Origin of the sequence: Promicromonospora sp. NPDC019610 (genome assembly GCF_044389365.1) — a bacterium.
In the GTDB taxonomy this organism is placed as follows: Bacteria; Actinomycetota; Actinomycetes; order Actinomycetales; family Cellulomonadaceae; genus Promicromonospora.
Genome location: NZ_JBIRXX010000003.1, coordinates 300,648 through 324,005, shown reverse-complemented (window position 1 = coordinate 324,005; position 23,358 = coordinate 300,648). Strand labels below are relative to the sequence as shown.

The following is a 23,358-nucleotide window of genomic DNA, read 5'->3' as shown; positions in this document are numbered from 1 at the left end:
ACAACAGTTCGGATCGTGATGCGGGCGGGCACGAAGATATCGGACAACTGTGACAACCCGGTATCGTCGACGGCTCGGCTGCGTGCGCGGCTCGCACGGGGCACGATGGGCACGCCGCCTGGACCAGGCGGGTGGCACGGACGCACGGGGAGACAACGCATGTCGCAGAGGGCCTGGATCTGGGTGGCCGGGGTCGTGGTGGTCGCGCTCGTCGGCACGGCGGCCTGGTTCGGGCTGCGAGCCGGCATCGACCCGGCCGAGGCCGCGCCGTCGGCGAGCCCCTCGCCGTCCGCCAGCCCCACGCCCGAGCCGCCGCCGAAGCCCGCGGGATACTCGCTCGCCGACCTGCCCCGGCCGGACATCGACGGGCTGCTCCCCGCCGAGCTGCCCCTGACCAAGCTCGACACGCTCCGGGGGCTGCCCGGTTCGGTCGCCGAGCCGAGGAAGGCGCGGATCCCGGTCTGGGCGGCGCCCGACGTGACGAAGGCGCCCGTGCTCGCCCTCGAGTCCGACTACTACGACGCCGACGGCCGCTGGCTCGTGCTGGAGCGCCGGGCGGACTGGGTCAAGGTGCTCGTCCCGTACGGGCGCGGAGCGCTCCCGTCGGACGACCCGGACCGGGTCAACGGCGTCTCGGGCTGGCTGCGCGGGGACGACGTCGTGCTGGAGAAGGAGCGGCGCTCGGTGGTGGTCGACCTGTGGGACCGCACCGTGACGGTCACACACGACGACGGCTCCCGGGACGTGCTCCCCGCCGGCGTCGGCGCGCCCGAGACGCCGACGCCGCGCGGCCTCACGCAGGTCTTCACCGTCACGGAGGCGGTGAACACCGGGATGTCGGTGTTCCTGTCCATGCAGAGCGAGTCCCTCGACGGCTTCTACGGCACCGACTACGCCGCCACCGCGCTGCACGTGGGCGAGGGTCAGGGTGGGACGGTCAGCAACGGCTGCATCCGCCTGACGAGCGGGGACTTCGAGCGCCTCGCCGGCCTCGACCCGGGTGTACCGGTCCTGGTCCGGGGCTAGCGAGGCGTCCGGGTCAACCCGCCGGGCACTCCTCGTCCGCCGCCTTGCGGAAGCACCCCACGAAGTGGCCCGGCGCGTGCTCGACCAGCCCGAGGCCGTCGGCCGCGCCGCTCGCCGAGCCCGCCTCGGCCTCCTCGCCCAGGGACCGCCCCTGGGCCGCGAGCGCCTCGTGGTACAGGCACCGCCCCGCCAGGCGCGCGGTCCGCTGCGACTCCTCGGCCTCGACCTCCTCCCACGTGCGGTCCAGGTGCGGCACGGAGGCCAGCAGGTCGCGCGTGTACGGGTGCAGCGGGTCGTCGAAGACGGCGCTGGTGACGCCGCGCTCCACGACCCGCCCCTTGTAGAGGATGACCACCCGGTCGGAGACGTAGTTGCCGAGCGAGAGGTCGTGCGTGACGAACAGGATCCCCAGGCCGCGCGACTTGAGCTCGCCCAGCAGGTTGAGCACGTCGATGCGGGTCGAGGCGTCGAGCATCGAGATGATCTCGTCGGCCACGAGCAGCTCGATGTCGAGCAGCAGGGCGCGCGCGATGAGCAGACGCTGGAGCTGCCCGCCGGAGAGCTGGTGCGGGAACTTGCCGAGGATGTCGCCGGGTTCGAGGCTGACCGCCCCCAGCGCCTCCTCCAGCCGCCCGCGCCAGTCGGCCAGCGACACCCGGGGGAAGTAGGAGCGCCGCAGCGTCTCGAACGTCCGGTCCACCTTGTAGATCGGGTTGAACGAGCTGAACGGGTCCTGGAACACGCCCTGGACCTTGCGGTAGTAGTCGCGGCGGGCCCGGAACCCGAGCCGGGTGACGTCGCGTCCGTCGAACGTGATGCTGCCGCCAGTGGAGTCGAGCAGGTGGAGCACCATCTTGCCGATGGTCGACTTGCCGCTGCCGGACTCCCCGATGAGCGAGACCACCTCGCCCCGCTGGACGTCGAGGCTGACCTGCCGCACGGCGTGCAGGTCGGAGGTGCCGAAGGTGCCCGTCTTGTAGACCTTGTCGAGCGCGTCGATCGTCAGCATCAGCTCACCGCCCAGCACGCGACCTGGTGCCCCTCGGCGACCTCGCGGAAGGGCGGGGCCTCGGCGCACCGGTCGTGCGCGAGGGGGCAGCGGTCACGGAACCGGCACCCGGCGGGCGGGTCGAGGAGCGACGGCGGCCGCCCCTCGATGCCCTCCAGCCGCTGCTCCTCGTACCGGTCGCCCACCTTGGGGAGCGCACCGATGAGCATCTTCGTGTACGGGTGCAGGGGCGCGTCGATGATGGTCCGGGCCGGCGCCTTCTCCGCGAGGTGCCCGGCGTACATGACCAGGATGGTGTCGGCCACCTGGAACAGCACGGAGATGTCGTGCGTGATCACGATCATGGACCGGACGAACCCGTGGTCGCGGAACTCGACGAGCGCCCGGGCGACGGCCTTCTGCGAGGACACGTCGAGCGCCGACGTCACCTCGTCGCCGATCAGCAGCGCCGGGTTGAGCAGCGTGGACAGCACGAGCACCACGCGCTGCTTCATGCCGCCGGACAGCTCGATCGGGTAGCGCTTCAGCACGTCGGTGTCGAGGCCGACGAGCTCCAGGCGCCGTTCGAGCTCCGGCAGCACCTCCGTGTAGCGCACGTTGTGGGCCGCGAGGAGGTCGCGGATCATCCGGCCGATCTTGCGGGTCGGGTTCATCGCCGACATCGCGTACTGCGGGATGAGGGACACCTCGCGGTAGCGGTGGCGGCGCATGGCGCCGTCGTCGGCGATGGGGAGCTTCTCCCCGTCGAGGGCGACGGTGCCGCCCACGTGCTCCATGCGGGTGTCGAGGCGGATCAGGGCCTTGCCGAGCGTCGTCTTGCCGCAGCCGGACTCCCCCGCGATGCCCATGATCTCGCCGTCGGCCACCTCGAAGCTGACGCCGTCGAGGGCCTTCACGGGGCCGCGCAGGGTGCGGTAGTGGACCCTCAGGTCGGTCACGGAAAGGGTCATCACATCTCCCGCAGCTTGGGGTTGAAGACCTCGTCGAGGCCCACGTTCATGATGTAGAGCGAGCCCACGATGAGCGTGATCCCCAGCCCCGGCGGGATGAACCACCACCACAGCCCCAGATGGAGCGCGCTCCACTGGACGGCCTGGTTCATCATCAGGCCGAGCGACATGGCGTTGGTGGGCCCGAGCCCGATGAAGTCGAGCGACGCCGCCGTCAGGATGGACCCGCCGAACAGCAGCACGAACGTCATGAAGAGGTAGGAGTACATGTTGGGCGCCACCTCGCGCCGCAGGATCGTGCCCACCCCCACGCCGGACAGCCGCGCCAGGTCGATGAAGTCCCGCGAGCGCAGCGACAGGGTCTGCGCCCGCACCGCGCGCGCCACCCACGGCCAGCTGAACACGCCGATGTACAGCGCCTGCATCGGTACGCTGCGCACGCCCAGGTAGGCGTTGATGATGATGAGCACCACGAACCCGGGGATGACCAGCACCACGTTGGTCAGCATGTTCAGCAGCTCGTCGATCAGGCCGCCGCGGTAGCCCGCGACGAACCCGATGCTCATCCCGATGACGGCGGCCACCCCGCCGCCCAGCAGGCCCACGAGGAACGTGGACCGCAGGCCGGCGACGAACTGCGCGAAGACGTCCTGCCCGAACGTCGTCGTGCCGAACGGGAAGTCCGCGGACGGCGGCGCCATGGGCGGCCCCGCGTAGTCCATCGGCGCGAACCTCAGGAACAGCGGCCCGAGCAGCCCCAGCAGCAGGAACGCGAGCACCACGACCGAGCCGATGATGACCTTCGGGTTGCGCAGCGCGAAGTACAGCGTCTCGCGCGCGTCTCCCCCGGGCTTCCGGCTGCCCGACGGCGCCAGGGTCGCCCCGGGCGGTTCGGCCGCCTCGGTCCCGGTGCCGGGTGTGGCCGCAGGCTGTGTCGCCGTCATGAGGTACCCCCCGTCAGTCCGGTCCGCGTGCGGGGGTCCACCAGCACGTAGACGATGTCGATCACGAAGTTGGCCAGGAGCACGCCGATCACCACGAAGAGCAGGGTGCCCTGCAGCAGGAAGAAGTCCTGGTTCTGGATGGCGGACAGCACGAGCTTGCCCAGGCCCGGGTAGGCGAACACGATCTCCGTCACCAGGGCGCCGCCCAGGATGGTGCCGAGCTGCAGCGCCAGGCCCGTGACCTGCGGCAGCATCGCGTTGCGGAACGCGTACTGCCGCACGAGCCGCTTGGGCGCGCCGAGCGCGGACAGGTAGTTCGCGTAGTCGGACTCGAGCTCGTAGATGATCAGGTTGCGCATGCCGATCGCCCAGCCGCCCAGCGACACGAGGAACAGCGACAAGAACGGCAGCACCCAGTGCTGCAGCAGGTCGCCGGCGAACGCCCACGACCACTGCGGCACCATCCCGAAGTCGTAGCCGCCCGCCACGGGGAACCACCCGAGCGCGACGCCGAGGCCCCACGCGAGCAGGATCGCCAGCCACATGTACGGCATCGCCGTGATCAGGTAGCCGACGGGCAGGGCCACGTTGTCGAGCCAGCGGCTGCGTGCCGCCATGGCCCCCACGCTGTTGCCGATCACGAAGCTCAGCAGGATCGCGGGGATCATGATGCCCAGCGTGTAGGGCACGGCGTCGAGCACCACCTGGCTCACGGGCGCGGGGAACAGCCACACGCTCGTGCCCAGGTCACCGCGGAACAGCGCGGCCCAGTAGTTCAGGTACTGCTGCCACAGCGGCAGGTCGAGCCCGAACGTCCGCTCGTAGTACGCGGTCATGGCCGCGATCGTCTCGGGGTGCTGGACGGCGGCGCGCGCCACCATCCGCTGGACCGGATCCCCCGGCATGAGCCGGGGGATCAGCCAGTTCAGCGTGACCGCGACGACGAACGTCAGGCCGTAGATCACGGTCTTGCGAGCGAGATAGCCGCGCATACGTCAGGAGGCCGGCTCGAGGGCGAGCAGCGTGTTGATGCCGCCCATCTGGACGTACCCGTTCCACATGATCGGGAAGTACGCGTCCTCGCGACCCTCCTTGGGCCAGTTGGTCCACTGCGACTCGTTGTACTGGGCCCACGCGCCGTTGTACCAGAGCGGGATCGCCGGCAGGTCGGTCATGAACTTCTCCTGGACCTTCGACAGCGTCTCGGAGAACTCGGGCGTGCCGCTCTCGGTGCGCGAGAGGTCCTCGACGAGCTCCCACGCCTCCTTGTCCTCGTAGCGACCGAAGTTGCCCGCCAGCATCTGCTCCTGGATCGGCTGGTAGAACGCGTAGTTGTAGTAGGTCCACGGCGTGTTGCTCACGCCCGCGTTGCCGTTGATCACCAGGTCGAAGTCGCCGGTGGCCCGGGCGTCGTCGACGGCGCCCGCGTCGGGGAAGTCGGCGGTGACCTTGATGCCGACGGCGGAGGCGTCCTCCGCGATGACGCGCGCGGCTTCCATCCAGTCGGTCCAGCCCGCGGGGACGATCAGCTTCAGGTCGATCGCCTCGCCGTCCGGCGTCTCGACGAACCCGTCGCCGTCGGTGTCCTCGTACCCGGCGTCGGCCAGGATCGACTTGGCCTCCTCCGCGTCGAAGGTGAAGCCGTGCTCGGCCACGACGTCCTCGTCGTAGTACTCCTCGAACGCCGGCACCAGGCCGGACGGGTGCGCCTTCGCGACGAGGCCGCCGTAGGCGTTCGTCACGATCTTGTCCACGTCGATCGACCGTGCCAGGGCCTGGCGGAAGTCGACGTCGTCCATCGGCGGGCGCGTCTGGTTCGGGATGAGGTTGGCCGCTGCCGCCGCCAGCATGTACGGCTCACCCTCGTAGTACGTGCTGACCTGGCCGGTGTCGACGAGCTGGTTGACGCCGGGCAGGAAGTTGTTGCTCAGGTCGAGGCCGCCGGACAGCATCAGGCCGAGCGCCACCTCGTTGGAGGTGTTCACGACGTCGACGATGTACTTCATCGGCATCTCGAGGCCGAGCTCGCCGCGGGCCCACCAGTCGTCGTTGCGCTCCCAGACCATGCGGTCCTGGGCGACGGCGGAGAACTTGAACGCGCCGGAGCCGATCGGGTCCTCGTTCGGGTTGGACAGCAGCTCCTCGTCCGACCAGTCGCCCATGATGTGCTCCGGGACGACCATCGTGCTGTAGAGCCAGTTGTCCCACTCCTGGTAGCGGGGGTCGGAGAACGTGAACTCCACCGTGGTGGGGCTGGTCGCCTCGACCTTGTCGAGCCAGGTCCACAGGTTGCTGTACGGCACGGCGTCGACCTTGCCGAGCTCGGTGGTGAAGACGACGTCGTCGGCGTCGAGCGTCTCGCCGTCCTGCCAGGTCAGGCCCTCACGGAGGGTGAGCTCGTAGGTCTTGTCGCCGGTCCACTCGCCGCCCTCGGCGAGCCACGGCGTCAGCTCGAGGGTGATCGGGTCGAACTGGAACAGCGGCTCGTAGAGCAGGCCGCGCGCACCGGTGGCGTGCCCGGAGCTGGGGATCGGGTTCCACGACGTGGGCGGGCCCCACTGGGTGCCGCTCGTGAAGAGCGTCTCCTCGCGCGGGTACTCGGCCACGAGGGCGTTGGCCGAGTCCATGCCCTCCGCCGAGGCGTACGGGTTGGACGTCGTGGGTGCGTTCCCACCGCCGCCGGAACAGCCGGCGAGCAGCGCGCCCGCCGCGGTGGCCGCCACCAGGGCCAGCACGCCCCGGGACCTGGTCTGTCGAAGGAACATCGTCGATCCTCTCCGCCCGCACGGCCGTCGTGCGGACCTGGCGCGTCGTCGCGCCGGGTTGCTGAGCATCGTTGTGGCTCGGAGAGGTATTGGTCAAGGTTTGTCACCTATGTTGCGCAATCGACACCTACGCCCGACCCGGGCGTTGAGCGCGCCGGGCCGGGCGGCCGGTAGGCTGTGTGCGCCGGTCGGGGCTGCACCCGGCCGCCGCACGCGGTTCTCCTCCTGGAGCGGCGCGAGCGCCTGTAGCTCAGTGGATAGAGCACCGCTCTCCTAAAGCGGGTGTCGGCAGTTCGAGTCTGCCCAGGCGCACCTACTGCTCGACGAGCTGCCCGGCGGGTGCCGCCGGGCGCTCCTCGCCCCCGACCTCGCGGTCCGCGGCCTCACGGCGTGCCGCCGCGCGCTCACCCCGCTCCCCTCCGCGGACCAGCACGGCCACCACCATGACCGCCAGCCCGGCCAGGGTCACGACGGCGCCCGCCCACAGCGGCGACGTGTACCCGAGCCCGGCGGCGAGCGTCAGCCCGCCCACCCAGGCGCCCAGCGCGTTCCCGACGTTGAACGCCGCGATGTTCGCGCCCGACGCGAGGGTCGGGGCCGCCGACGCGTGGCGCATGACCCGCATCTGCAGGCCCGGCACGGTCGCAAAGCCGACGGCGCCCATCAGCACCAGGCTGATCATGGTCGCGACCTGGCTGGTCGCGGTCAGCGCGAAGACCGCCAGGACCACGGTGAGCAGCACCAGCAGGGTCAGCAGGGTGGCCCCGAGGTTCCGGTCCGCGGCCTTGCCGCCCAGCAGGTTGCCCACGAACAGGCCCGCCCCGAACAGGATGAGCAGCCACGGCACCGTCGAGCTCGCGAACCCGCTGACCTCGGTGAGCGTGAACGCGATGTAGGTGAACGCGCCGAACATGCCGCCGTAGCCCAGCACCGTCACGGCGATGGACAACCAGACCTGCGGGGCGCGGAACGCCGCGAGCTCGCCGCGCAGGCCGGGGCCGGGCTGCCCGCTCGGCCCCGCGACGTCGTCCGGCACCCCGACCCTGGCCGGGACCAGGAGCGCGATGCCCACGAAGGCGAGCACGCCGATGCCGGTGATCGCCCAGAAGGTGGAGCGCCAGCCGGCCGCCTGCCCGAGCAGGGTGCCGAAGGGCACGCCGAGCACGTTGGCGATGGTCAGGCCGGCGAACATGATCGAGATGGCGGCGGCGCGTCGCTCACGGGCGACCAGGTCGGCCGCCACGACCGCACCGATGCCGAAGAACGCGCCGTGGCACAGCGCCGCGACGACCCGGCCGAGCAACATCAGCTCGTACGTGGGCGCGATCGCGGACACCAGGTTGCCCGCGATGAACAGGATCATCAGGCCGAGCAGGGCCTTCTTGCGGTCCACCTTGGTGAGGGCCGCCGTGAGGGCGACCGCGCCGACCGCGACGGACAGCGCGTAGCCGGAGATGAGGTATCCGGCGACGGTCTCGGTGACACCGAAGTCGGCCGAGACCTCGGGCAGCAGGCCCATGATCACGAACTCGGTGAGGCCGATCCCGAATCCCCCGATGGCGAGGGCCCAGAGGGCGACAGGCATGACAGTGCTCCTTGAGGTACGGGTGGTGCGGGGGTGATCGGCTCGCGCCGGGATCGGCTCGTGCCGGGCCGGCTCGCGCCGGCGGGGTGCTCGTCAGCCGTTGAAGTGGTCCGGGTGCGGGCCGGTGCGGCCGTCCCGGTCCAGGGCGTCGATCGCCGCGACCTGGTCGGCGGTGAGCTCGAACCCGAGCACGTCGAGGTTCGACGCGATGCGGGCCGGCGTGACCGACTTCGGGATCACGACGGTGCCCTGCTGCAGGTGCCAGCGCAGCACCACCTGGGCGGCGGAGACGCCGTGCGCCCGGGCGGCGTCGGTCACGGGGGCGGCGTCGAGCACGGCACCCTGCGCGAGCGGGCTCCACGCCTCGGTGACGACGCCGAGCCCGGCGTGGTGCGCGCGCAGCTCACGCTGCTGCAGGGCGGGGTGCAGCTCCACCTGGTTGACGACGGGGCGCACGCCGGTGGCCGCGACGATCGCGTCCAGGTGCGCGGGCTGGAAGTTCGAGACGCCGATCTCGCGGACCAGGCCGGCCTCGCGCGCCTCGATCAGGCCCTCCCACGCGTCGACGTACTGCCCGCGACCGGGTGCGGGCCAGTGGATCAGGTACAGGTCGAGGGCGTCGAGCCCGAGCAGGTCCAGGCTGCGCTCCAGCGCGGGCCGGACGGCGTCGCGCGCCATCCCGTCGGTCCACAGCTTGCTGGTGACGAACAGGTCGTCGCGCGCCAGCCCGGACTCCGCGAGCGCGCGGCCCACGCCCGCCTCGTTGCCGTAGATCGCGGCGGTGTCGATGCTCCGGTACCCGGCGTCGAGCGCGTGGCCGACGGCGCGGGTCGTCTCGGCGTCCGACACCTGGAAGACGCCGAACCCGACCTGCGGCATGGTCGCGCCGGCGTGGGCGGCGTTCGGCAGCGCGACGGCGGGGACGGCTGCGGTGGCGGGGGTCTCGACGGGGGATGACATGAGGGCTCCTTGCTGTTCTCCGTACGGTGCCTGCTGTGCGTACGCGGACACCTGGCGGACGCGTTTAGTTGCACGCGCCTCCTAGATAGTTGCACGCGCGCACTAGTTGCACAAGCGCTATAGTTGGAGACAGGAATCACGCCCGACGAGGAGGGCCCATGGGAATCGCCGACGACGCCGTCGAGATCCGTGCCCAGGGCTGGCGAACGCTCGCCGCACTGCACGGCATGATCGACACCGCGCTCGAACGCGCGCTGCAGGCCGAGCACGGCCTGTCCGTCGTGGAGTACACGGTGCTGGACGCGCTGTCCCGGCAGGACGGCTGGCACATGCGCATGCAGCAGCTCGGCCGCGCGACCGCGCTGTCGCCGAGCGCCACGACGCGCCTGGTCAACCGCCTGGAGGACCGCGCGCTGCTGACGCGCATCCTGTGCCAGGACGACCGCCGTGGCATCTACACCGAGCTCACCGCGGCAGGCGAGAAGCTGCTGCTCGCCGCGCGCCCCACGCACGACCGTGCGCTGCACGAGGCCCTGCGGGAGGCGGAGCAGGTGCCGGAGCTGGCCGGCCTCGTGGGCACGCTCGGCGGGGTGGGCGCGGGGGTATGAACGAGTCGGACCACCCCTCTGACTCGGCCGTCGAGAGGCGCCGAGTCAGAGGGGTGGTCCGACGGGCGACCTGACTCGGCACACTCAGGGTGCCGAGTCAGGTGGCTGGTCCGGTCAGAGGACCGCGCGGAGGAACTCCTGGGTCCGCTCGTTCTGCGGAGTCGTGAAGATCGTCTCCGGGTCCGCCTCCTCGATGATCTTGCCGCCGTCGAACATCAGCACCCGGTTAGAGACCTCCCGGGCGAACTGCATCTCGTGCGTGACGATCAGCATGGTGATGTCCGTGGTCTCGGCGATGTTCCGGAGCACCCCGAGCACGTCGGCGACGAGCTCCGGGTCGAGCGCGGAGGTCACCTCGTCGAGCAGCATGATGTCGGGCTCCATCGCGCAGGCTCGCGCGATCGCCACCCGCTGCTGCTGCCCGCCGGAAAGCTGTGTCGGACGCGCGTCGCGCTTGTCGGACAGGCCGACCAGCTCCAGCAGGTGCTCGGCCTTGGCGATCGCCTTGGCCCTGGGCCAGCCGAGCACGTGGATCGGCGCCTCGATGATGTTCTCCAGCACCGTCATGTTGGGGAACAGGTTGAACTGCTGGAACACCATCCCGACGCGCCGGCGCACGAGCCCGCGCTGCTTCTCGCTGCGCGCGACCCGCTTGTCACCCCGCATCTCGTGCGTGTACGGCTGACCGTCGACGAAGATCAGACCGCCGTCGGCTTCCTCCAGCGTCATGAGCAGCCGCAGGATCGTCGTCTTGCCGGAGCCCGAGGGACCGATCAGCGTCACGCGGTCGCCCTTGGCGACCGTGAAGTCGAGGCCGTCCAGGACGGTGTTGTTCCCGAACTGCTTGACGATCCCGCGGAACTCGATCGCCGGACTCTCCACGGCGTCCTGGGTGGTGGCACTAGGCAAGGCGGTTCTCCAATCGGCGCACGAGCATCGACGTCGGGTAGCTCACGATGAGGAAGAGCAGCCCGACCATGGTCAGCGCCTCGATGTAGACGAAGTGGGCGGCGCCGTACTTCTGCGCGGCGTTGAACATCTCGACGACCGTGATGGCGAAGAGGAACGGCGTCTCCTTGAACATGGAGATCGCGTAGTTGCCGAGCCCGGGCAGCGTGTTGCGGATGGCCTGCGGCAGCACGACGGCGCCCCAGGTGCGCGAGCGCGGCAGGTCGAGGGCGACCGCCGCCTCCCACTGGCCCTTCGGCACCGCGTCGATCCCGGCGCGGTAGACCTCGGACAGATACGTCGAGTAGTGGATCCCGAGCACGATGCAGCCGATCACCAGCGGCGGCGTGCTGCTGAACACCAGGTAGGCGAACACCAGCTGGACCAGCAGCGGCGTCGACCGGATGAACTCCGTCAGCAGACCGACCGGCATGGTCACGACACGCAGCCTCGAGCGGCGCACGAGGGCGACGAGCAGACCGAGCACGGAGGCGATCAGCATGCCGACCACGGTCGCGAGCAGGGTGATCCACAGCCCGTCGATCAGCAGCGGGAGCACCTCGGCGACGCGGTCCCAGCTCCAGGTGAAGCTCATGCGGTGACACCTCCGCCCTGCGTGGCGGGCACGGGCGCGACCTGCAGCACCTCACGCGGCGTCGGCCCGATGCCGACCCGGCTCTTCGCCCGCGCCTCGATGGCGTTCATCAGCAGCGTGAGCAGGTAGGCGATGGCGAAGTAGAGCAGGAGGCCGACGACGTACGAGAAGACGGTGTCCTGCGTGCCCCGCCGCATCTGCTCGATGAAGTAGTTGAGGTCGTGCAGCAGGATGTAGGTGGCGAGGGCCGAGCCCTTCACGAGCTGGATGAGCAGGTTCGTGAACAGGGGGATCATCAGCGGCCACGCCTGCGGCAGGATCACGCGCCGCAGGCGGTGCGCCGGGCTCATGTCGAGCGCGGTCGTGGCCTCCCACTGCCCCTGCGGGACGGCGTTGATGGAGCCACGCACCACCTCGGCGCCGTACGCGCCGTAGTTCAGGCCGAGGGCCAGGATGCCGCAGGCCAGCGACTCGAGCTGGAACCCGAAGACCGGCAGCACGTAGAACAGCCAGAACAGCTGCACCACCAGCGACGTCCCGCGGAAGAACTCCACGACGACGCGCGAGGGCACCCGGACCCACCACCGGCCGCGCGACCCGAGGCCGAGCAGCATGGCCACGAGGAAGGCGAGGGCCGCGCCACCGACGGTGAGCTCGAGCGTGACGAGGATGCCCTCACCGAGCCGGGGCAGCCCGTTGACGAGGTATTCGAGATTGTCGGACACGGGCTCGATCAGCCGTCCAGGCCGAGCTCCGGGGCGAGCTCGGTTGCCAGCGTCTCGAGGTCACCCTCGCAGAGCTTCTCGGTCGTCATGCCCTCGACGGGGCGCTCCGCGGCGGTGAAGCCGAAGTCCCCGACGATGTCGAGGTAGCGGTCCTCGTCGGCGACGATCTCCGCGAGCTTCTCGTTGTAGGCGTCGCGAAGCTCGGTGTCGTTGGTCCGGAACACGGTGCCGCCGGCGCCGATCTGCGGCACGCCGTCGATCTCGGCCACGAAGGACTCGGTGACCTCGACGTCGGCGTCCGACTTCGCGGCCAGCGCGTTGAGCGAGATGGCGGTCAGTGCGAACGCATCGACCCGGCCCGCCGTCAGCGCGTCCAGGCCGTCCTGGGGCGTCCCGACCTCGGTGTTGTCGATCTCGAGCGCCGAGGCGTAGTCGCCCTCGATCGCGCCGCTCATGGTGGCGAGCTTGACCCCGGCGTCCCTGGCGGACTGCATGTCCGTCAGGTTGTCCGGGTTGCCCGTCGGGACCATGAAGGCCGTGGTGTACATGAACTCGGGCTCGCTGAACGAGGCTTCCTCGCACCGCTCCGGGAGGATGGACATCCCGGCGCTGACGGCGTCGAAGCGGTTGGCGTTGAGGCCGGGGATGAGCGAGCCGAACTCGGTGTTCACGCCCTCGACGGTCTCGATGCCGAGCTCGGAGAAGATCTCCCGGTGCAGCGCGACGGTGGCTCCCGTGAGCTCGCCGTTCTCGTCCTCGTAACTGTAGGGCTCCTCGCCGGCGAAGCCGACGGTGACGACGCCCTTGCTCTGCAGACTCTCCAGGGCGCTCGCACCGCCCTCGGTTCCGCCGGTGTCGACGCGGGAGCACGCGCCCAGCGCGACCAGGGTGAGTACGGACCCTGCGGCGAGGACGGCTCGGCGGAGCGGGCGGACGCTTGATCTAGACATGGTTCCCTTCACGCCACCCGGCCGGACATGGCAAAGAGCGGGTGGGCTGGAGTTCACGGACGACTCGCCACCGTAGCGGGATCGCGACGTTCAGACAATCTAGCGTTCGACATTAGGATTGTCTACAATCTGCAAGTTCACCCGGCCGGCGCCACCCCCGCTACCGCCGTGGCCCCACAGATGTCCGCGCACCGGAGATGATGGTCGTCATCGACGTCATCGACGTTGCGCTCACGGAAGGAGCACTGATGTCCCACCCGCCACGGGCCTCCCTGGCGACCGCGCCGTCCTTCTCGCGTGTGACGCGTCCCTCGACCGTCGACCTGATCCAGACCGAGCTGCGCAACGCGGTGTACGCGGGTGTGCTCGCCGTCGGCTCGCCGATCCGGGAGGTCGAGGTCGCGACCCAGCTCGGCGTGAGCCGCGGGCCCCTGCGGGAGGCGGCCCAGCGCCTGGTCCAGGAGGGGCTGCTGGTCGCCACCCCGGGGCGCGGCATGCGCGTGGCGACCATCTCCCGGGAGCGGCTCCCGGCCCTCTACGAGGCCCGGAAGTCGGTGGAGATCACCGCGGCCCGCCTGCTCGTCCGGTCGGGGGACGACGCCGCGCTGGCCACCGTGCGCCAGGCCCACGACGAGCTCGTGGACGCGAACCGGACGGGCGACGCCCGCCGGGTGGGCGGCGCCGACCTGAACCTGCACTGGGCGCTCGTCGCCGCGACGGGCAACCCCTGGCTCACCCGCTGGATGACCACGCTCATCGTCGAGGTACGGATGGCCACGTTCTCCGTGAGCGACGAGTACGTGGTGCGCAAGGACACGGCCGACGCGCACGCGGTGATCGTCGAGCGCCTGGAGGCGCGCGACGAGGACGGCCTCGTCACGGTCATCACCGAGATGCTCGACGGCGCCGTCGCCCGACTGCTGGGCCGCGAGGACGAGCCCGTCGAGACGCTGGAGGAGCCTGCCGACGCGCCGGCGATCACGCTGGGCCCGATCGATGCCCCCGACGAGCTGTAACCGCTGGTCAGGTGGGTTGTCGGGCCCGTCTCAGCCTGGCGTCAGACCGTCTCAGCCTGGCGTCAGACCCAGGCCGCCGGGTCGGCGAGCACCGCGCGCAGCACCTCGCGCGCCCCGCCCGTGAGCGCGGCCTGCGGGCCGGCCTGCGCCGCCCGTACCTCCAGGTCGACGAACGGCGCCGCGAGCACGCGGTCGGCGAGCACGGCCTCGACGTCGGCCCGGAGCCACGGCAGCAGCTCGGTGTAGGCGCCACCCAGCACGATGGTGGCGACGTCGAGCAGGTTCACGAAGTCCGCGAGCGCCGAGCCGAGGGCCCGGCCGGCGGGTATCGCGGCGGCGCCCGCCCCGGCGCCCGCGGCGGGTGCGGCGGCGTCCCGCTCGGTGAGCAGGGCGACGAGCGCGGCGAGGGGCGCGTCCGCCGGCAGGCCCGCGGCGCGCATCATGGCCTCCTTGCCGGCGTACTGCTCCAGGCAGCCGAACGCGCCGCAGGAGCAGCGCGGCCCGGCGGGGTCGACGACGACGTGCCCGATCTCGCCGTTCCAGCCCCGCTCCCCCAGGAAGAGTGCCCGGTCGACGACGATGGCGGCGCCGATGCCGACGTCGCCCGACACGAAGACGAACGAGTCCGGCGCCGCGACGTCGGAGCCGCCGGCGAGCTCCGCGAGCGCGGCGAGCTTGGCCTCGTTGGCGATGCGGACAGGCAGCTCGCCGAGGCCGAGCAGCGGGACGGGGTCGAGCGAGGACCAGCCCAGGTTGGGCGCGACCTCCAGCAGGCCGGTGCGCGGGTCCACCAGCCCGGGGAGGGCGAGCCGCGCGCCCGCGACCGTCATGCCGGCGGCGGTGACGCCGTCGGACACCTCGCGGGCGAGCTCGCCGAGCTGCCGCAGCACCACGGCCGGGTCGCTGTCGTGGAGCGCGCCGGGGAGCACGCGGTCGACCACGACGTCGCCCGTGAGATCGAGCACACGCACGCCGAGGTAGTCGACGTTCACCTCCAGTCCCAGGCCCACGACGGACCGCGGCGCCGGGACCAGCGGGACGGCGGGCCGTCCCGCGCGGCCGCCGGTCACGGCGGGCAGCTCGCGCACGAGCCGGGCGGCGACGAGCTGGTCCACCAGCGTGGACACCGTGGCGCGCGCCAGACCGGTCGCGGCGGCCACCCCGGCGCGTGAGAGTGGTTCCGGCACCTCGAACACGGCGCGGGCGACCAGCTCCAGGTTGTGCTCGCGCAGGGAGTGCTGGCGGGCCGCGGCGGAACCCGCTCGCGTCGTGGTCTCGTGTGCGGTCCCGGCGGTGGTCACGCCTTGACTGTAGCCGAGGCTCGCGTAATAGTTCATCCGTACAACAAATGCGGCGCCGCATGCCGGGGCCGCCCTCGATGAGGAGACCCCGTGAGCGACATCAAGTACTCGTTCGGCCTGTGGACCGTCGGCTGGCCCGGCAACGACCCGTTCGGCACCGCGACCCGGCCCGATCTGGACCCCGCCGAGTCCATCCGGAAGCTCGCGGACCTCGGGGCCGCCGGCTTCACGTTCCACGACAACGACGTCTTCCCGTTCGGGTCGGACGACGCCGCGCGCCAGAAGCACATCGACTCCGTCAAGAAGGCCTCCGCCGACACCGGCCTGGTCTGCACCACGGTGACGACCAACACGTTCACGCACCCGGTCTTCAAGGACGGCGCGTTCACCTCCAACAACCGCGACGTGCGCCGCTTCGGCCTGCGCAAGGTGCTGCGCAACGTGGACCTGGCCGCCGACATGGGCGCCTCCACCTTCGTCATGTGGGGTGGCCGCGAGGGCACGGAGTACGACAACTCGAAGGACCTCCACGCCGCGCACGCGCGCTACGCCGAGGGCATCGACACGGTCGCCTCGTACATCAAGGAGAAGGGCTACGGGCTCAAGATCGCGCTGGAGCCCAAGCCGAACGAGCCGCGCGGCGACATCTTCCTGCCGACCATCGGCCACGCCATCGCGCTGATCAACTCGCTCGACAACGCGGACATCGTGGGCATCAACCCGGAGACGGGCCACGAGCAGATGGCCGGCCTCAATTACACGCACGGCATCGCGCTGGCGCTGTACCTGGGCAAGCTGTTCCACATCGACCTGAACGGCCAGCACGGCCCCCGGTACGACCAGGACCTCGTGTTCGGTCACGGCGACCTGCTCTCCGCGTTCTTCACGGTGGACCTGCTGGAGAACGGCTTCCCGAACGGCGGGCCGCGCTTCGAGGGCTACCGCCACTTCGACTACAAGCCGTCGCGCACCGAGTACCTCGACGGCGTGTGGGAGTCGGCCAAGGCCAACATGGAGACCTACGACCTGCTCGCCGCCAAGGCGAAGCAGTACCGGGCCGACGCCGAGGTCCAGGCTGCCTTCGAGCACGCCGGGCTCTTCGAGCTGGGCCAGTCGACCCTGGCCGAGGGCGAGTCGTTCGACTCCTTCCTCGCCGAGGCCGACCCCGACGTCGACGCCCTCGCCGAGAAGGACTACGGCCTGGTCCGTCTGCACCAGCTCGCCCTGAAGCACCTGATCGGCTGACCTGCCCGATCGGGTGCTGCCGACTCCCCTTTGAGGCCCGGGTTTCTTCGCTTTGAGCCAGCTCAAAGCGAAGAAACCCGGGCCTCAAAGGGGAGTGCTCTGCCCAGAGACCGACGCGGTAGCGTGTCAGTCGCCTCTTCCCTCACGAACCACCCCTGGAGCACCGATGCCCCTCGTCGCCGGTGTGGACACGTCCACGCAGTCCTGCAAGATCGTCGTGCGCGACGCCGAGACCGGCGCGCTGGTCCGGACCGGTTCCGCCAAGCACCCCGGCGGCACGGAGGTGGACCCGCAGCACTGGTGGGACGCCTTCCAGGAGGCGGCAGCCGCCGCGGGCGGGCTCGCCGACGTCGCGGCGCTCTCCGTGGGCGGCCAGCAGCACGGCATGGTCACGCTCGACGCCGACGGCAACGTCGTGCGGCCGGCGCTGCTGTGGAACGACAACCGCTCCGCGCCGTCGGCCGAGGCCCTGATCACCGAGCTGGGCGACGGCGACCGCGCGGCCGGCGCCCAGGCCTGGGCCGACGCCGTCGGCTCGGTGCTCGTCGCCTCCCTCACCGTCACCAAGCTGCGCTGGCTGCACGACAACGAGCCGGAGAACGCGGCGCGCGTCGCCGCCGTGGCGCTCCCCCACGACTGGCTGTCCTGGCGCATCGCGGGCTACGGCCCCGCGGGCGACCCGACCGCTCCCCTGGGCCCGCAGCTCGACAAGCTGTTCACGGACCGCTCGGACGCCTCGGGCACGGGGTACTACGACGCCGCCGTCGGCGAGTACCGCCCCGACCTGCTGGAACGCGCCCTGGGGCGCACCGACGTCGTGCTGCCGCGCGTCGTCGGCGTGGCAGAGGCGGGCGCCGTGGCGCACCCGTCCGTCGCGGGCTCCGACGTCGACGGCGGCACCCTGATCGGGCCCGGCGCGGGCGACAACGCCGGCGCGTCCCTCGGGCTCGGCATGACGCCCGGCGACATCGCCATCTCGATCGGCACGTCGGGCGTCGTCTCGGCCGTCGCGCCGAAGCGCACCGCCGACGGCTCCGGCGCGATCAACGGCTTCGCCGACGCGACCGGCAACGCGCTCATGCTCGCCGTCACGCTCAACGCGGCGCGAGTGCTCGACGCCGCCCGCGAGGTGCTCGGCGTCGACTTCGACGAGCTGGCCGAGCTCGCGCTCCAGGCCCCACCCGGGTCCGACGGCCTCGTGCTCGTGCCGTACCTGGAGGGCGAGCGCACGCCCAACCGGCCCGACGCGACCGGCACGCTGCACGGCATCCGCCTGGCGACGTCGACCCGCCCCCACCTGGCCCGCGCCTACATCGAGGGCATGCTGTGCGGGCTCGCCGACGGGCTGGACGCGCTGCGGGCGCTGGACGTCTCCGTGGAGCGCGTGATGCTGATCGGCGGGGCGGCCCAGTCCCCAGCCGTGCAGCAGATCGCCCCGCAGGTCTTCGGGCTCCCCATCGGCATCCCCGAGCCGGGCGAGTACGTGGCCGACGGCGCCGCGCGCCAGGCCGCGTGGACCCTCGCGGCGGCCGCGGACGGGGCGGACGACGTCGCCCCGCCGGCCTGGTCGACGACGATCGCGACCACGCTGGCGGCCGACCCGAAGCCGGTGGTGCGGGAGCAGTACGCGGCGGTGCGCGACCTGGTCTGACCCGTCGGTACGCGCGCCCCGGTCAGTCGGGGCGCGTGTACCGCAGGTGCCGGAACCGCAGCCCGGAGGACGACGTCGTCCAGTCCGTCGCGGAGGCGACCGTCCACTCGGGGCCGATCTCCGGGGCGAACACGTCGCCCTCGACCTCCGTGTTGATCTCGCTGACCTCCAGGACGTCGGCGACGGGCATCGCCTCGTGGTAGACCTGCGACCCGCCCATCACCCAGATCTCGTCCCCGCCCGGTGCGTCGCCGGCGACCGTGAGCGCCTCGCCGAGCGTCCCGGCCGCCACGACGCCGTCACCGGCGTCCGGCACCCCCTGGGGGCCCCGCGACGAGACCACGATGTTGGTCCGGCCCGGCAGCGGGCGCCTGGGCAGCGACTCCCACGTGAGCCGGCCCATCACCACGGGGTGCCCCGCCGTGGTCCGCTTGAAGTGCGCGAAGTCCTCCGGCACGTGCCACGGGATGTCTCCGCCCGCGCCGATGACCGGCCGGCCTGCGGCGTCGCGCGCCTGACCCCAGATGAGCCCGATCATCAGACGGCGATCGGGGCCTTGATGGTGGGGTGCGACACGTAGTCGAGCACCTCGACGTCCTCGTACTCGTACTCGAAGATCGAGTCGCGCTGGGCCAGCCGCAGCGACGGGTACGGGTACGGGTCGCGCGCGAGCTGCGTCTCGACCTGCTCCACGTGGTTGTCGTAGATGTGCACGTCGCCGCCGGTCCACACGAACTCGCCGACCTCGAGCCCGGTCTGCGCCGCGACCATGTGCGTGAGCAGCGCGTACGAAGCGATGTTGAACGGGACGCCGAGGAAAAGGTCGGCCGAGCGCTGGTAGAGCTGGCAGCTCAGCTTGCCGTCGGCCACGTTGAACTGGAACAGGGCGTGGCACGGCGGCAGGGCCATGTCGTCCACCTCGGCCGGGTTCCACGCCGTGACGATGTGCCGCCGCGAGTCCGGGTTGGTACGGATCTGCTCGACCACCTTGGCGATCTGGTCCACATGCCCGCCGTCGGGCGTGGGCCAGGATCGCCACTGGACGCCGTACACAGGGCCGAGATCACCATATTCGTCGGCCCACTCATCCCAGATCTTGACGCCGTGCTTCTGAAGCCAGCGCACGTTGGAGTCGCCGCGCAGGAACCACAGCAGCTCGTACACGACCGACTTGAGGTGCACGCGCTTGGTGGTGATCAGCGGGAACCCCTGCGCCAGGTCGTACCGGATCTGCCGCCCGAACACGCTGCGGGTGCCCGTGCCGGTCCGGTCGCCCTTGCGGGTCCCGGTGGCGAGCACATCGCGGAGCAGGCCCTCGTACGGGGTGTCGATCTCGGTCATGGGGGCAAGCCTACGTCCGCCGCCGGGCGAGTCCCGGCTCGCGTTCCCGGCGCGTCAGCCCTGCTTGGCCCGGAGCTCCTTGAGGTGCGCCCCGCGCCGGCGGTAGAGCACGGTCATCGTCACGATCACGAGCGCCACGACGCCGCCGGCCACCGCACCCCACGCCGACCCGCCGCGGAACGCGGGACCGTTCACGTCGAGGATCCGCTCGCCGGCGTGCGCCGCCGCCGACGTGCCGAGGACGATGCCGAGGGTCATCAGGTTCGGCACCGCGAACACCACCGCCAGCGCGAGCAGCGCGCCGCGCACCTGCCAGGACCGTCGCGTGAACACCGCCTGCGCGAGGAACAGCACCGGGACCAGCGTGAACACCGCGCCGACCAGCAACCCCCACCAGGCGCCCGCGGCGAACGACCCGTCCACGGCGTTGCCGATCACCTGTGCCCACCAACGCGGCAGGAAGGCGTCGAGGAACTGGTAGATCAGCCACACGGCCAGGATCACGCCCGCGACACCGAGCAGCCGCTTGCCGATGTCCCGCCAGTCCGGCGTCCACAGGCCCTTCCCGCCGTCCGGTGTGGTGCTCGCACTGCCCGACGCCGGGCCGGACGCCGCCGGCGTACCGCTCACGTTCTCCCCCATCGCAGAATCGTCGCAGCGCAGCGGCCGGTCTGCGCGGCGAACGGGCCCGTGCGCGCGGCTCCCGGCCCTGCCCACGGGGCCGAACGGGAACGTCGCGGGCGCCGTCCGCGTTGACCACGAGGCCGACCGACCGGGACCCGGAGCACCCAGCTCCGTGACCGTGTCGGTGACCAGTGGAAGGATTACCCCCATGACGGAGCAGACCACGACCCCGGACGCCGCGCGCAGCGAGGACGCCGTGACCCCCTCGCCCACCGACCCGCTGTGGGTGGAGCGCAACGGCACGCGGACGTACACGGGCTTCTCGGCCCGCGGCGCCCGCGTCGAGATCGGGCCGGCCAGCGCCGGCGCGGTGTTCACCCCGGGTGAGCTGCTGAAGGTCGCGCTCGCGGCGTGCGCCGGGATGAGCAGCGACCGTGCGTTCTCGCGCCGTCTGGGTGACGACTACAAGACCACCATCCGTGTCGAGGACCCGAAGGACATGGCGGAGGACCGGTACCCGGTGCTCACCGAGAAGTTCGAGATCGACCTGTCCGCCCTCGACGACGAGGACCGGGCAAAGCTCCTGACGATCGCCCAGCGATCGATCGACAAGGCATGCACCGTGGGCCGCACGCTCAAGGCGGGCGCCCAGATCCCGGACGCGCAGTTCAACCAGCCGGAGGGCTGACATGACGGACGACAAGAAGCTGACGGCGGCCGAGTCCAACGGCCGCGCCACGCCGGGCGACGCCCTGGTCAAGCCGGACGACTCGCTCCAGGTCACCAAGGCGGACTGGCTCAACTACAAGCCGGACGGCCCGCTGGACCACCTGGTCGACCGGGCGGTGACCATCCCGTCGGCGACCATCCACAAGCATGTGGACAAGGTGCGCGCGCGGAACCCTGACGCCTCGCCCGCGGAGATCATCCGGCTGCTGGAGAAGGAGTACCTGCGGGTCATCCAGACCACGGGCAGCGCGGTGGGCGCCGCCGCCGCCATCCCGGCGGTCGGCACGGCGGCGAGCGTCGCGCTGTCGACGAGCGACGTGGCGACGTTCTTCGCGTCGTCCGCGGCCTTCTCGCTCGCGGTGGCCGACGTGCACGGGATCGACGTGCAGGACGTCCCGCGCCGCCGGGCCCTGCTGCTCGCCACGGTGCTCGGCGACAAGGGCGCGAAGGACGTCGAGGACGCCATCGGTGGTTCGGGCGTCGCGTGGGGCAAGGTGCTGCTCACGAGCATGCCGCGCACCACGCTCCAGCGCGTGAACAAGGCGCTGACGCACCAGTTCATCAAGAAGCAGATCGCCAAGCAGGGCAGCCTGCTGCTCGGCCGCATCCTGCCGTTCGGCATCGGCGCCGTGGTCGGCCTGATCGGCGCCCGCGCGCTCGGCCACACCGTGATCGCGCAGTCGCGCGCCGCGTTCGGTCCTCCGCCGGTGCGGTTCCCCCGCGTCATCGAGCAGAAGTAGGCGTCGCCGGCCGCCGTGCCGCCCGTTGTCAATATCCGCGAGCGGACCGGCAGGATTCCGGGACCCGACCTAGGCTGCGGGTCATGGCGGACACGACGCACGGCGCACTCGCCCCGACGTACCACCCCCTGCCGGTCACGATCGCGCGGGCGCACGGTACACACGTATGGGACACGGACGGCAACGAGTTCCTCGACTTCCTGTCGGGGTACTCGGCCCTGAACTTCGGGCACCTGCACCAAGGGCTGGTGGCGGCGGCGATGACGCAGCTCCGCCAGGTCACGCTCACGTCCCGTGCGTTCGACCACGACCGGCTCGAGGAGTTCGCCCAGCGGCTCGTCGAGGTCGTGGGGCCGCTGACGACCGGCGGCGAGGACAGCCTCGTGGTGCCGATGAACACCGGCGCCGAGGCCGTGGAGACCGCGATCAAGGCGGTCCGCAAGTGGGGCTACGACGTGCGCGGCGTGCCCGCGGACCAGGCGACGATCGTGGTCGCCGGCGGCAACTTCCACGGCCGCACCACCACGCTGGTCGGCCTGTCGGACGACCCGGCCGCCCGCGACGGGTTCGGCCCGTTCGCCCCCGGTTTCGTCCGGGTGCCCTTCGGTGACCTGGCCGCGGTGGCCGACGCCGTGGACGACACGACGGTGGCCGTGCTGATGGAGCCGGTGCAGGGCGAGGCCGGTGTCGTGGTGCCGCCCGACGACTTCTGGCCGGGCCTGCGCGCCCTCACCACGGAGAAGAACATCGCGCTGGTCGCCGACGAGATCCAGTCGGGCCTCGGCCGCACCGGCACCACCCTGGCGTGCGAGCTCTGGGACGTGCGGCCGGACCTGGTCTGTCTGGGCAAGGCGCTGGGCGGCGGGATCGTCCCGGTCTCGGCCGTGGTCGGCAAGCCGGAGATCCTGGGCGTGCTGACGCCGGGCACGCACGGCTCGACGTTCGGCGGCAACCCGCTGGCCTGCGCGGTGGGCGTCGCGGCCCTCGACCTGCTCTCGACGGGGCAGTACCAGGCGCGCGCGGCGGCGTCGGGCCGGGTGCTCAAGGAGCGGCTCGACGCGCTCGTCGACCAGGGCCTGCTGACCGGGGCACGCTGCGTCGGGCTCTGGGCGGGGATCGACGTGGACCCGTCGCTCGGCACGGGGCGTGAGCTGTGCGAGGCCCTGCTGGAGCGCGGCGTCCTCGCGAAGGACACGCACGACGCGACGATCCGCCTGTCGCCGCCGCTCTCGATCGTGCAGCCCGAGCTGGAGATGGCGCTGGACATCCTCGAGGAGTCGCTGGTGGCGCTGCGCGACGGCGGCCCCGGAGGCGACCCGGAGGACGGCTCCGACGACGACGGCTCGGACGGCGAGGCCCCGGCGGAGGAGCCGGTGCAGGACGCCGAGGGGCTGGAGCCGGCGCAGGACGCCGAGACGCCGGAGACGGACGAGGGACCGGCGGAGCCCGAGGAGCCGAAGGCTGAGGAGCCAAAGGCTGAGGAGCCGGCCACCGAACCGCCGTCCGACACCGACAAGGGCGCGACGGAGCAGGCCGAAGCCGCCGTCGAAACCGCCCCGTCCACGGACACGGCGGACATCCCGGACGACAAGCCGGCCCCTCCGCGGAAGCGACGCCGATCCAGGCTGTCACCGGCCGCCGGCTGA

Annotated in this window: 23 protein-coding genes and 1 tRNA gene; 9 read left to right on the top strand and 15 right to left on the bottom strand. The window is 71.5% G+C overall.

The features are described 5' to 3' along the window. Positions 1-159 precede the first annotated feature (159 nt). A complete protein-coding gene (locus ACH45N_RS22675; protein WP_397398124.1) occupies positions 160-1,026 on the top strand; it encodes a L,D-transpeptidase in 867 nt (288 codons plus the stop codon). A 13-nt stretch (positions 1,027-1,039) separates the two neighbouring features. Here the strand turns inward: ACH45N_RS22675 and ACH45N_RS22670 are convergent, their stop codons facing one another. From ACH45N_RS22670 to ACH45N_RS22650, 5 genes are read right to left on the bottom strand one after another with little or no spacing between them, the layout of a single operon-like run. Then, positions 1,040-2,035, bottom strand: a complete 996-nt coding sequence (locus tag ACH45N_RS22670) for an ABC transporter ATP-binding protein (protein ID WP_397398122.1) — start codon at positions 2,033-2,035, stop codon at positions 1,040-1,042. Continuing rightward, positions 2,035-2,985 carry an ABC transporter ATP-binding protein gene (locus ACH45N_RS22665; protein ID WP_397398120.1) on the bottom strand — a complete coding sequence of 317 codons (951 nt, stop codon included), beginning with the start codon at positions 2,983-2,985 and terminating at the stop codon, positions 2,035-2,037. The genes ACH45N_RS22670 and ACH45N_RS22665 overlap by 1 nt, the downstream gene beginning before the upstream one ends. Continuing rightward, positions 2,985-3,929 carry an ABC transporter permease gene (locus ACH45N_RS22660; RefSeq protein ID WP_397398118.1) on the bottom strand — a complete coding sequence of 315 codons (945 nt, stop codon included), beginning with the start codon at positions 3,927-3,929 and terminating at the stop codon, positions 2,985-2,987. The genes ACH45N_RS22665 and ACH45N_RS22660 overlap by 1 nt, the downstream gene beginning before the upstream one ends. Next, positions 3,926-4,921 carry an ABC transporter permease gene (locus ACH45N_RS22655; protein ID WP_397398116.1) on the bottom strand — a complete coding sequence of 332 codons (996 nt, stop codon included), beginning with the start codon at positions 4,919-4,921 and terminating at the stop codon, positions 3,926-3,928. Before ACH45N_RS22655 ends, ACH45N_RS22660 begins: the two co-directional genes overlap by 4 nt. A 3-nt stretch (positions 4,922-4,924) precedes the next feature. Then, positions 4,925-6,694, bottom strand: coding sequence for an ABC transporter substrate-binding protein (locus tag ACH45N_RS22650; protein WP_397398114.1), 1,770 nt, complete (start codon positions 6,692-6,694; stop codon positions 4,925-4,927). Positions 6,695-6,933: 239 nt separating this feature from the next. Here ACH45N_RS22650 and ACH45N_RS22645 point away from each other — a divergent pair. Beyond that, positions 6,934-7,006 (top strand) — tRNA-Arg (locus ACH45N_RS22645). Between the two features lies 1 nt (position 7,007). Here ACH45N_RS22645 and ACH45N_RS22640 read toward each other — a convergent pair. Both ACH45N_RS22640 and ACH45N_RS22635 read right to left on the bottom strand, forming a co-directional pair. Beyond that, positions 7,008-8,279, bottom strand: coding sequence for an MFS transporter (locus ACH45N_RS22640; RefSeq protein WP_397398112.1), 1,272 nt, complete (start codon positions 8,277-8,279; stop codon positions 7,008-7,010). 93 nt (positions 8,280-8,372) lie between these two features. Beyond that, a complete protein-coding gene (locus tag ACH45N_RS22635) occupies positions 8,373-9,239 on the bottom strand; it encodes an aldo/keto reductase (RefSeq protein ID WP_397398110.1) in 867 nt (288 codons plus the stop codon). A 158-nt stretch (positions 9,240-9,397) separates the two neighbouring features. Between ACH45N_RS22635 and ACH45N_RS22630 the strand changes: the two genes are divergently transcribed. Beyond that, positions 9,398-9,847, top strand: coding sequence for a MarR family winged helix-turn-helix transcriptional regulator (locus ACH45N_RS22630; protein WP_397398108.1), 450 nt, complete (start codon positions 9,398-9,400; stop codon positions 9,845-9,847). 114 nt (positions 9,848-9,961) lie between these two features. On the opposite strand, the gene ehuA is transcribed toward ACH45N_RS22630, so the two are convergent. From ehuA to ehuB, 4 genes are read right to left on the bottom strand one after another with little or no spacing between them, the layout of a single operon-like run. Further along, positions 9,962-10,756 carry an ectoine/hydroxyectoine ABC transporter ATP-binding protein EhuA gene (ehuA, locus tag ACH45N_RS22625; protein ID WP_397398106.1) on the bottom strand — a complete coding sequence of 265 codons (795 nt, stop codon included), beginning with the start codon at positions 10,754-10,756 and terminating at the stop codon, positions 9,962-9,964. Next, positions 10,749-11,390, bottom strand: a complete 642-nt coding sequence (gene ehuD / locus ACH45N_RS22620) for an ectoine/hydroxyectoine ABC transporter permease subunit EhuD (protein ID WP_397398104.1) — start codon at positions 11,388-11,390, stop codon at positions 10,749-10,751. Before ehuD ends, ehuA begins: the two co-directional genes overlap by 8 nt. Further along, on the bottom strand, positions 11,387-12,115 hold the full coding sequence (gene ehuC, locus ACH45N_RS22615) for an ectoine/hydroxyectoine ABC transporter permease subunit EhuC (RefSeq protein ID WP_397398102.1): 729 nt from the start codon (positions 12,113-12,115) through the stop codon (positions 11,387-11,389). Before ehuC ends, ehuD begins: the two co-directional genes overlap by 4 nt. A gap of 8 nt (positions 12,116-12,123) precedes the next feature. Next, entirely contained in the window at positions 12,124-13,065 is a 942-nt protein-coding gene (ehuB, locus tag ACH45N_RS22610; protein WP_397398100.1) for an ectoine/hydroxyectoine ABC transporter substrate-binding protein EhuB, read from the bottom strand. A gap of 248 nt (positions 13,066-13,313) precedes the next feature. Here ehuB and ACH45N_RS22605 point away from each other — a divergent pair, with 248 nt between their 5' ends. Then, a complete protein-coding gene (locus tag ACH45N_RS22605) occupies positions 13,314-14,081 on the top strand; it encodes a GntR family transcriptional regulator (RefSeq protein ID WP_397398098.1) in 768 nt (255 codons plus the stop codon). Positions 14,082-14,143: 62 nt separating this feature from the next. Here ACH45N_RS22605 and ACH45N_RS22600 read toward each other — a convergent pair whose 3' ends face one another. Further along, complete coding sequence (locus ACH45N_RS22600; RefSeq protein WP_397398096.1) at positions 14,144-15,382, bottom strand: ROK family protein; 1,239 nt, start codon at positions 15,380-15,382, stop codon at positions 14,144-14,146. Positions 15,383-15,472: 90 nt separating this feature from the next. Here ACH45N_RS22600 and xylA point away from each other — a divergent pair, with 90 nt between their 5' ends. After that, positions 15,473-16,627 carry a xylose isomerase gene (xylA, locus tag ACH45N_RS22595; protein ID WP_397398094.1) on the top strand — a complete coding sequence of 385 codons (1,155 nt, stop codon included), beginning with the start codon at positions 15,473-15,475 and terminating at the stop codon, positions 16,625-16,627. 166 nt (positions 16,628-16,793) lie between these two features. Next, positions 16,794-18,278 (top strand): xylulokinase, encoded by a 1,485-nt coding sequence (xylB, locus tag ACH45N_RS22590; protein WP_397398092.1) that lies wholly within the window; start codon positions 16,794-16,796, stop codon positions 18,276-18,278. Between the two features lie 22 nt (positions 18,279-18,300). Here xylB and ACH45N_RS22585 read toward each other — a convergent pair whose 3' ends face one another. From ACH45N_RS22585 to ACH45N_RS22575, 3 genes are read right to left on the bottom strand one after another with little or no spacing between them, the layout of a single operon-like run. Then, on the bottom strand, positions 18,301-18,816 hold the full coding sequence (locus ACH45N_RS22585; protein ID WP_397398090.1) for a dihydrofolate reductase: 516 nt from the start codon (positions 18,814-18,816) through the stop codon (positions 18,301-18,303). Then, on the bottom strand, positions 18,816-19,619 hold the full coding sequence (locus ACH45N_RS22580) for a thymidylate synthase (RefSeq protein WP_397398088.1): 804 nt from the start codon (positions 19,617-19,619) through the stop codon (positions 18,816-18,818). Before ACH45N_RS22580 ends, ACH45N_RS22585 begins: the two co-directional genes overlap by 1 nt. 54 nt (positions 19,620-19,673) lie before the next feature. Continuing rightward, the gene (locus ACH45N_RS22575) at positions 19,674-20,261 is read right to left on the bottom strand and encodes a hypothetical protein (RefSeq protein ID WP_397398086.1); all 588 of its coding nucleotides are present in this window, start codon (positions 20,259-20,261) and stop codon (positions 19,674-19,676) included. A 190-nt stretch (positions 20,262-20,451) separates the two neighbouring features. Between ACH45N_RS22575 and ACH45N_RS22570 the strand changes: the two genes are divergently transcribed. The 3 genes from ACH45N_RS22570 (at position 20,452) to rocD (ending at position 23,358) form a co-directional block, all read left to right on the top strand. Continuing rightward, positions 20,452-20,931 carry an OsmC family protein gene (locus ACH45N_RS22570; protein WP_397398084.1) on the top strand — a complete coding sequence of 160 codons (480 nt, stop codon included), beginning with the start codon at positions 20,452-20,454 and terminating at the stop codon, positions 20,929-20,931. Between the two features lies 1 nt (position 20,932). Further along, positions 20,933-21,712 carry a hypothetical protein gene (locus ACH45N_RS22565; protein WP_397398082.1) on the top strand — a complete coding sequence of 260 codons (780 nt, stop codon included), beginning with the start codon at positions 20,933-20,935 and terminating at the stop codon, positions 21,710-21,712. A gap of 83 nt (positions 21,713-21,795) precedes the next feature. Then, positions 21,796-23,358, top strand: a complete 1,563-nt coding sequence (gene rocD / locus ACH45N_RS22560) for an ornithine--oxo-acid transaminase (protein WP_397398080.1) — start codon at positions 21,796-21,798, stop codon at positions 23,356-23,358.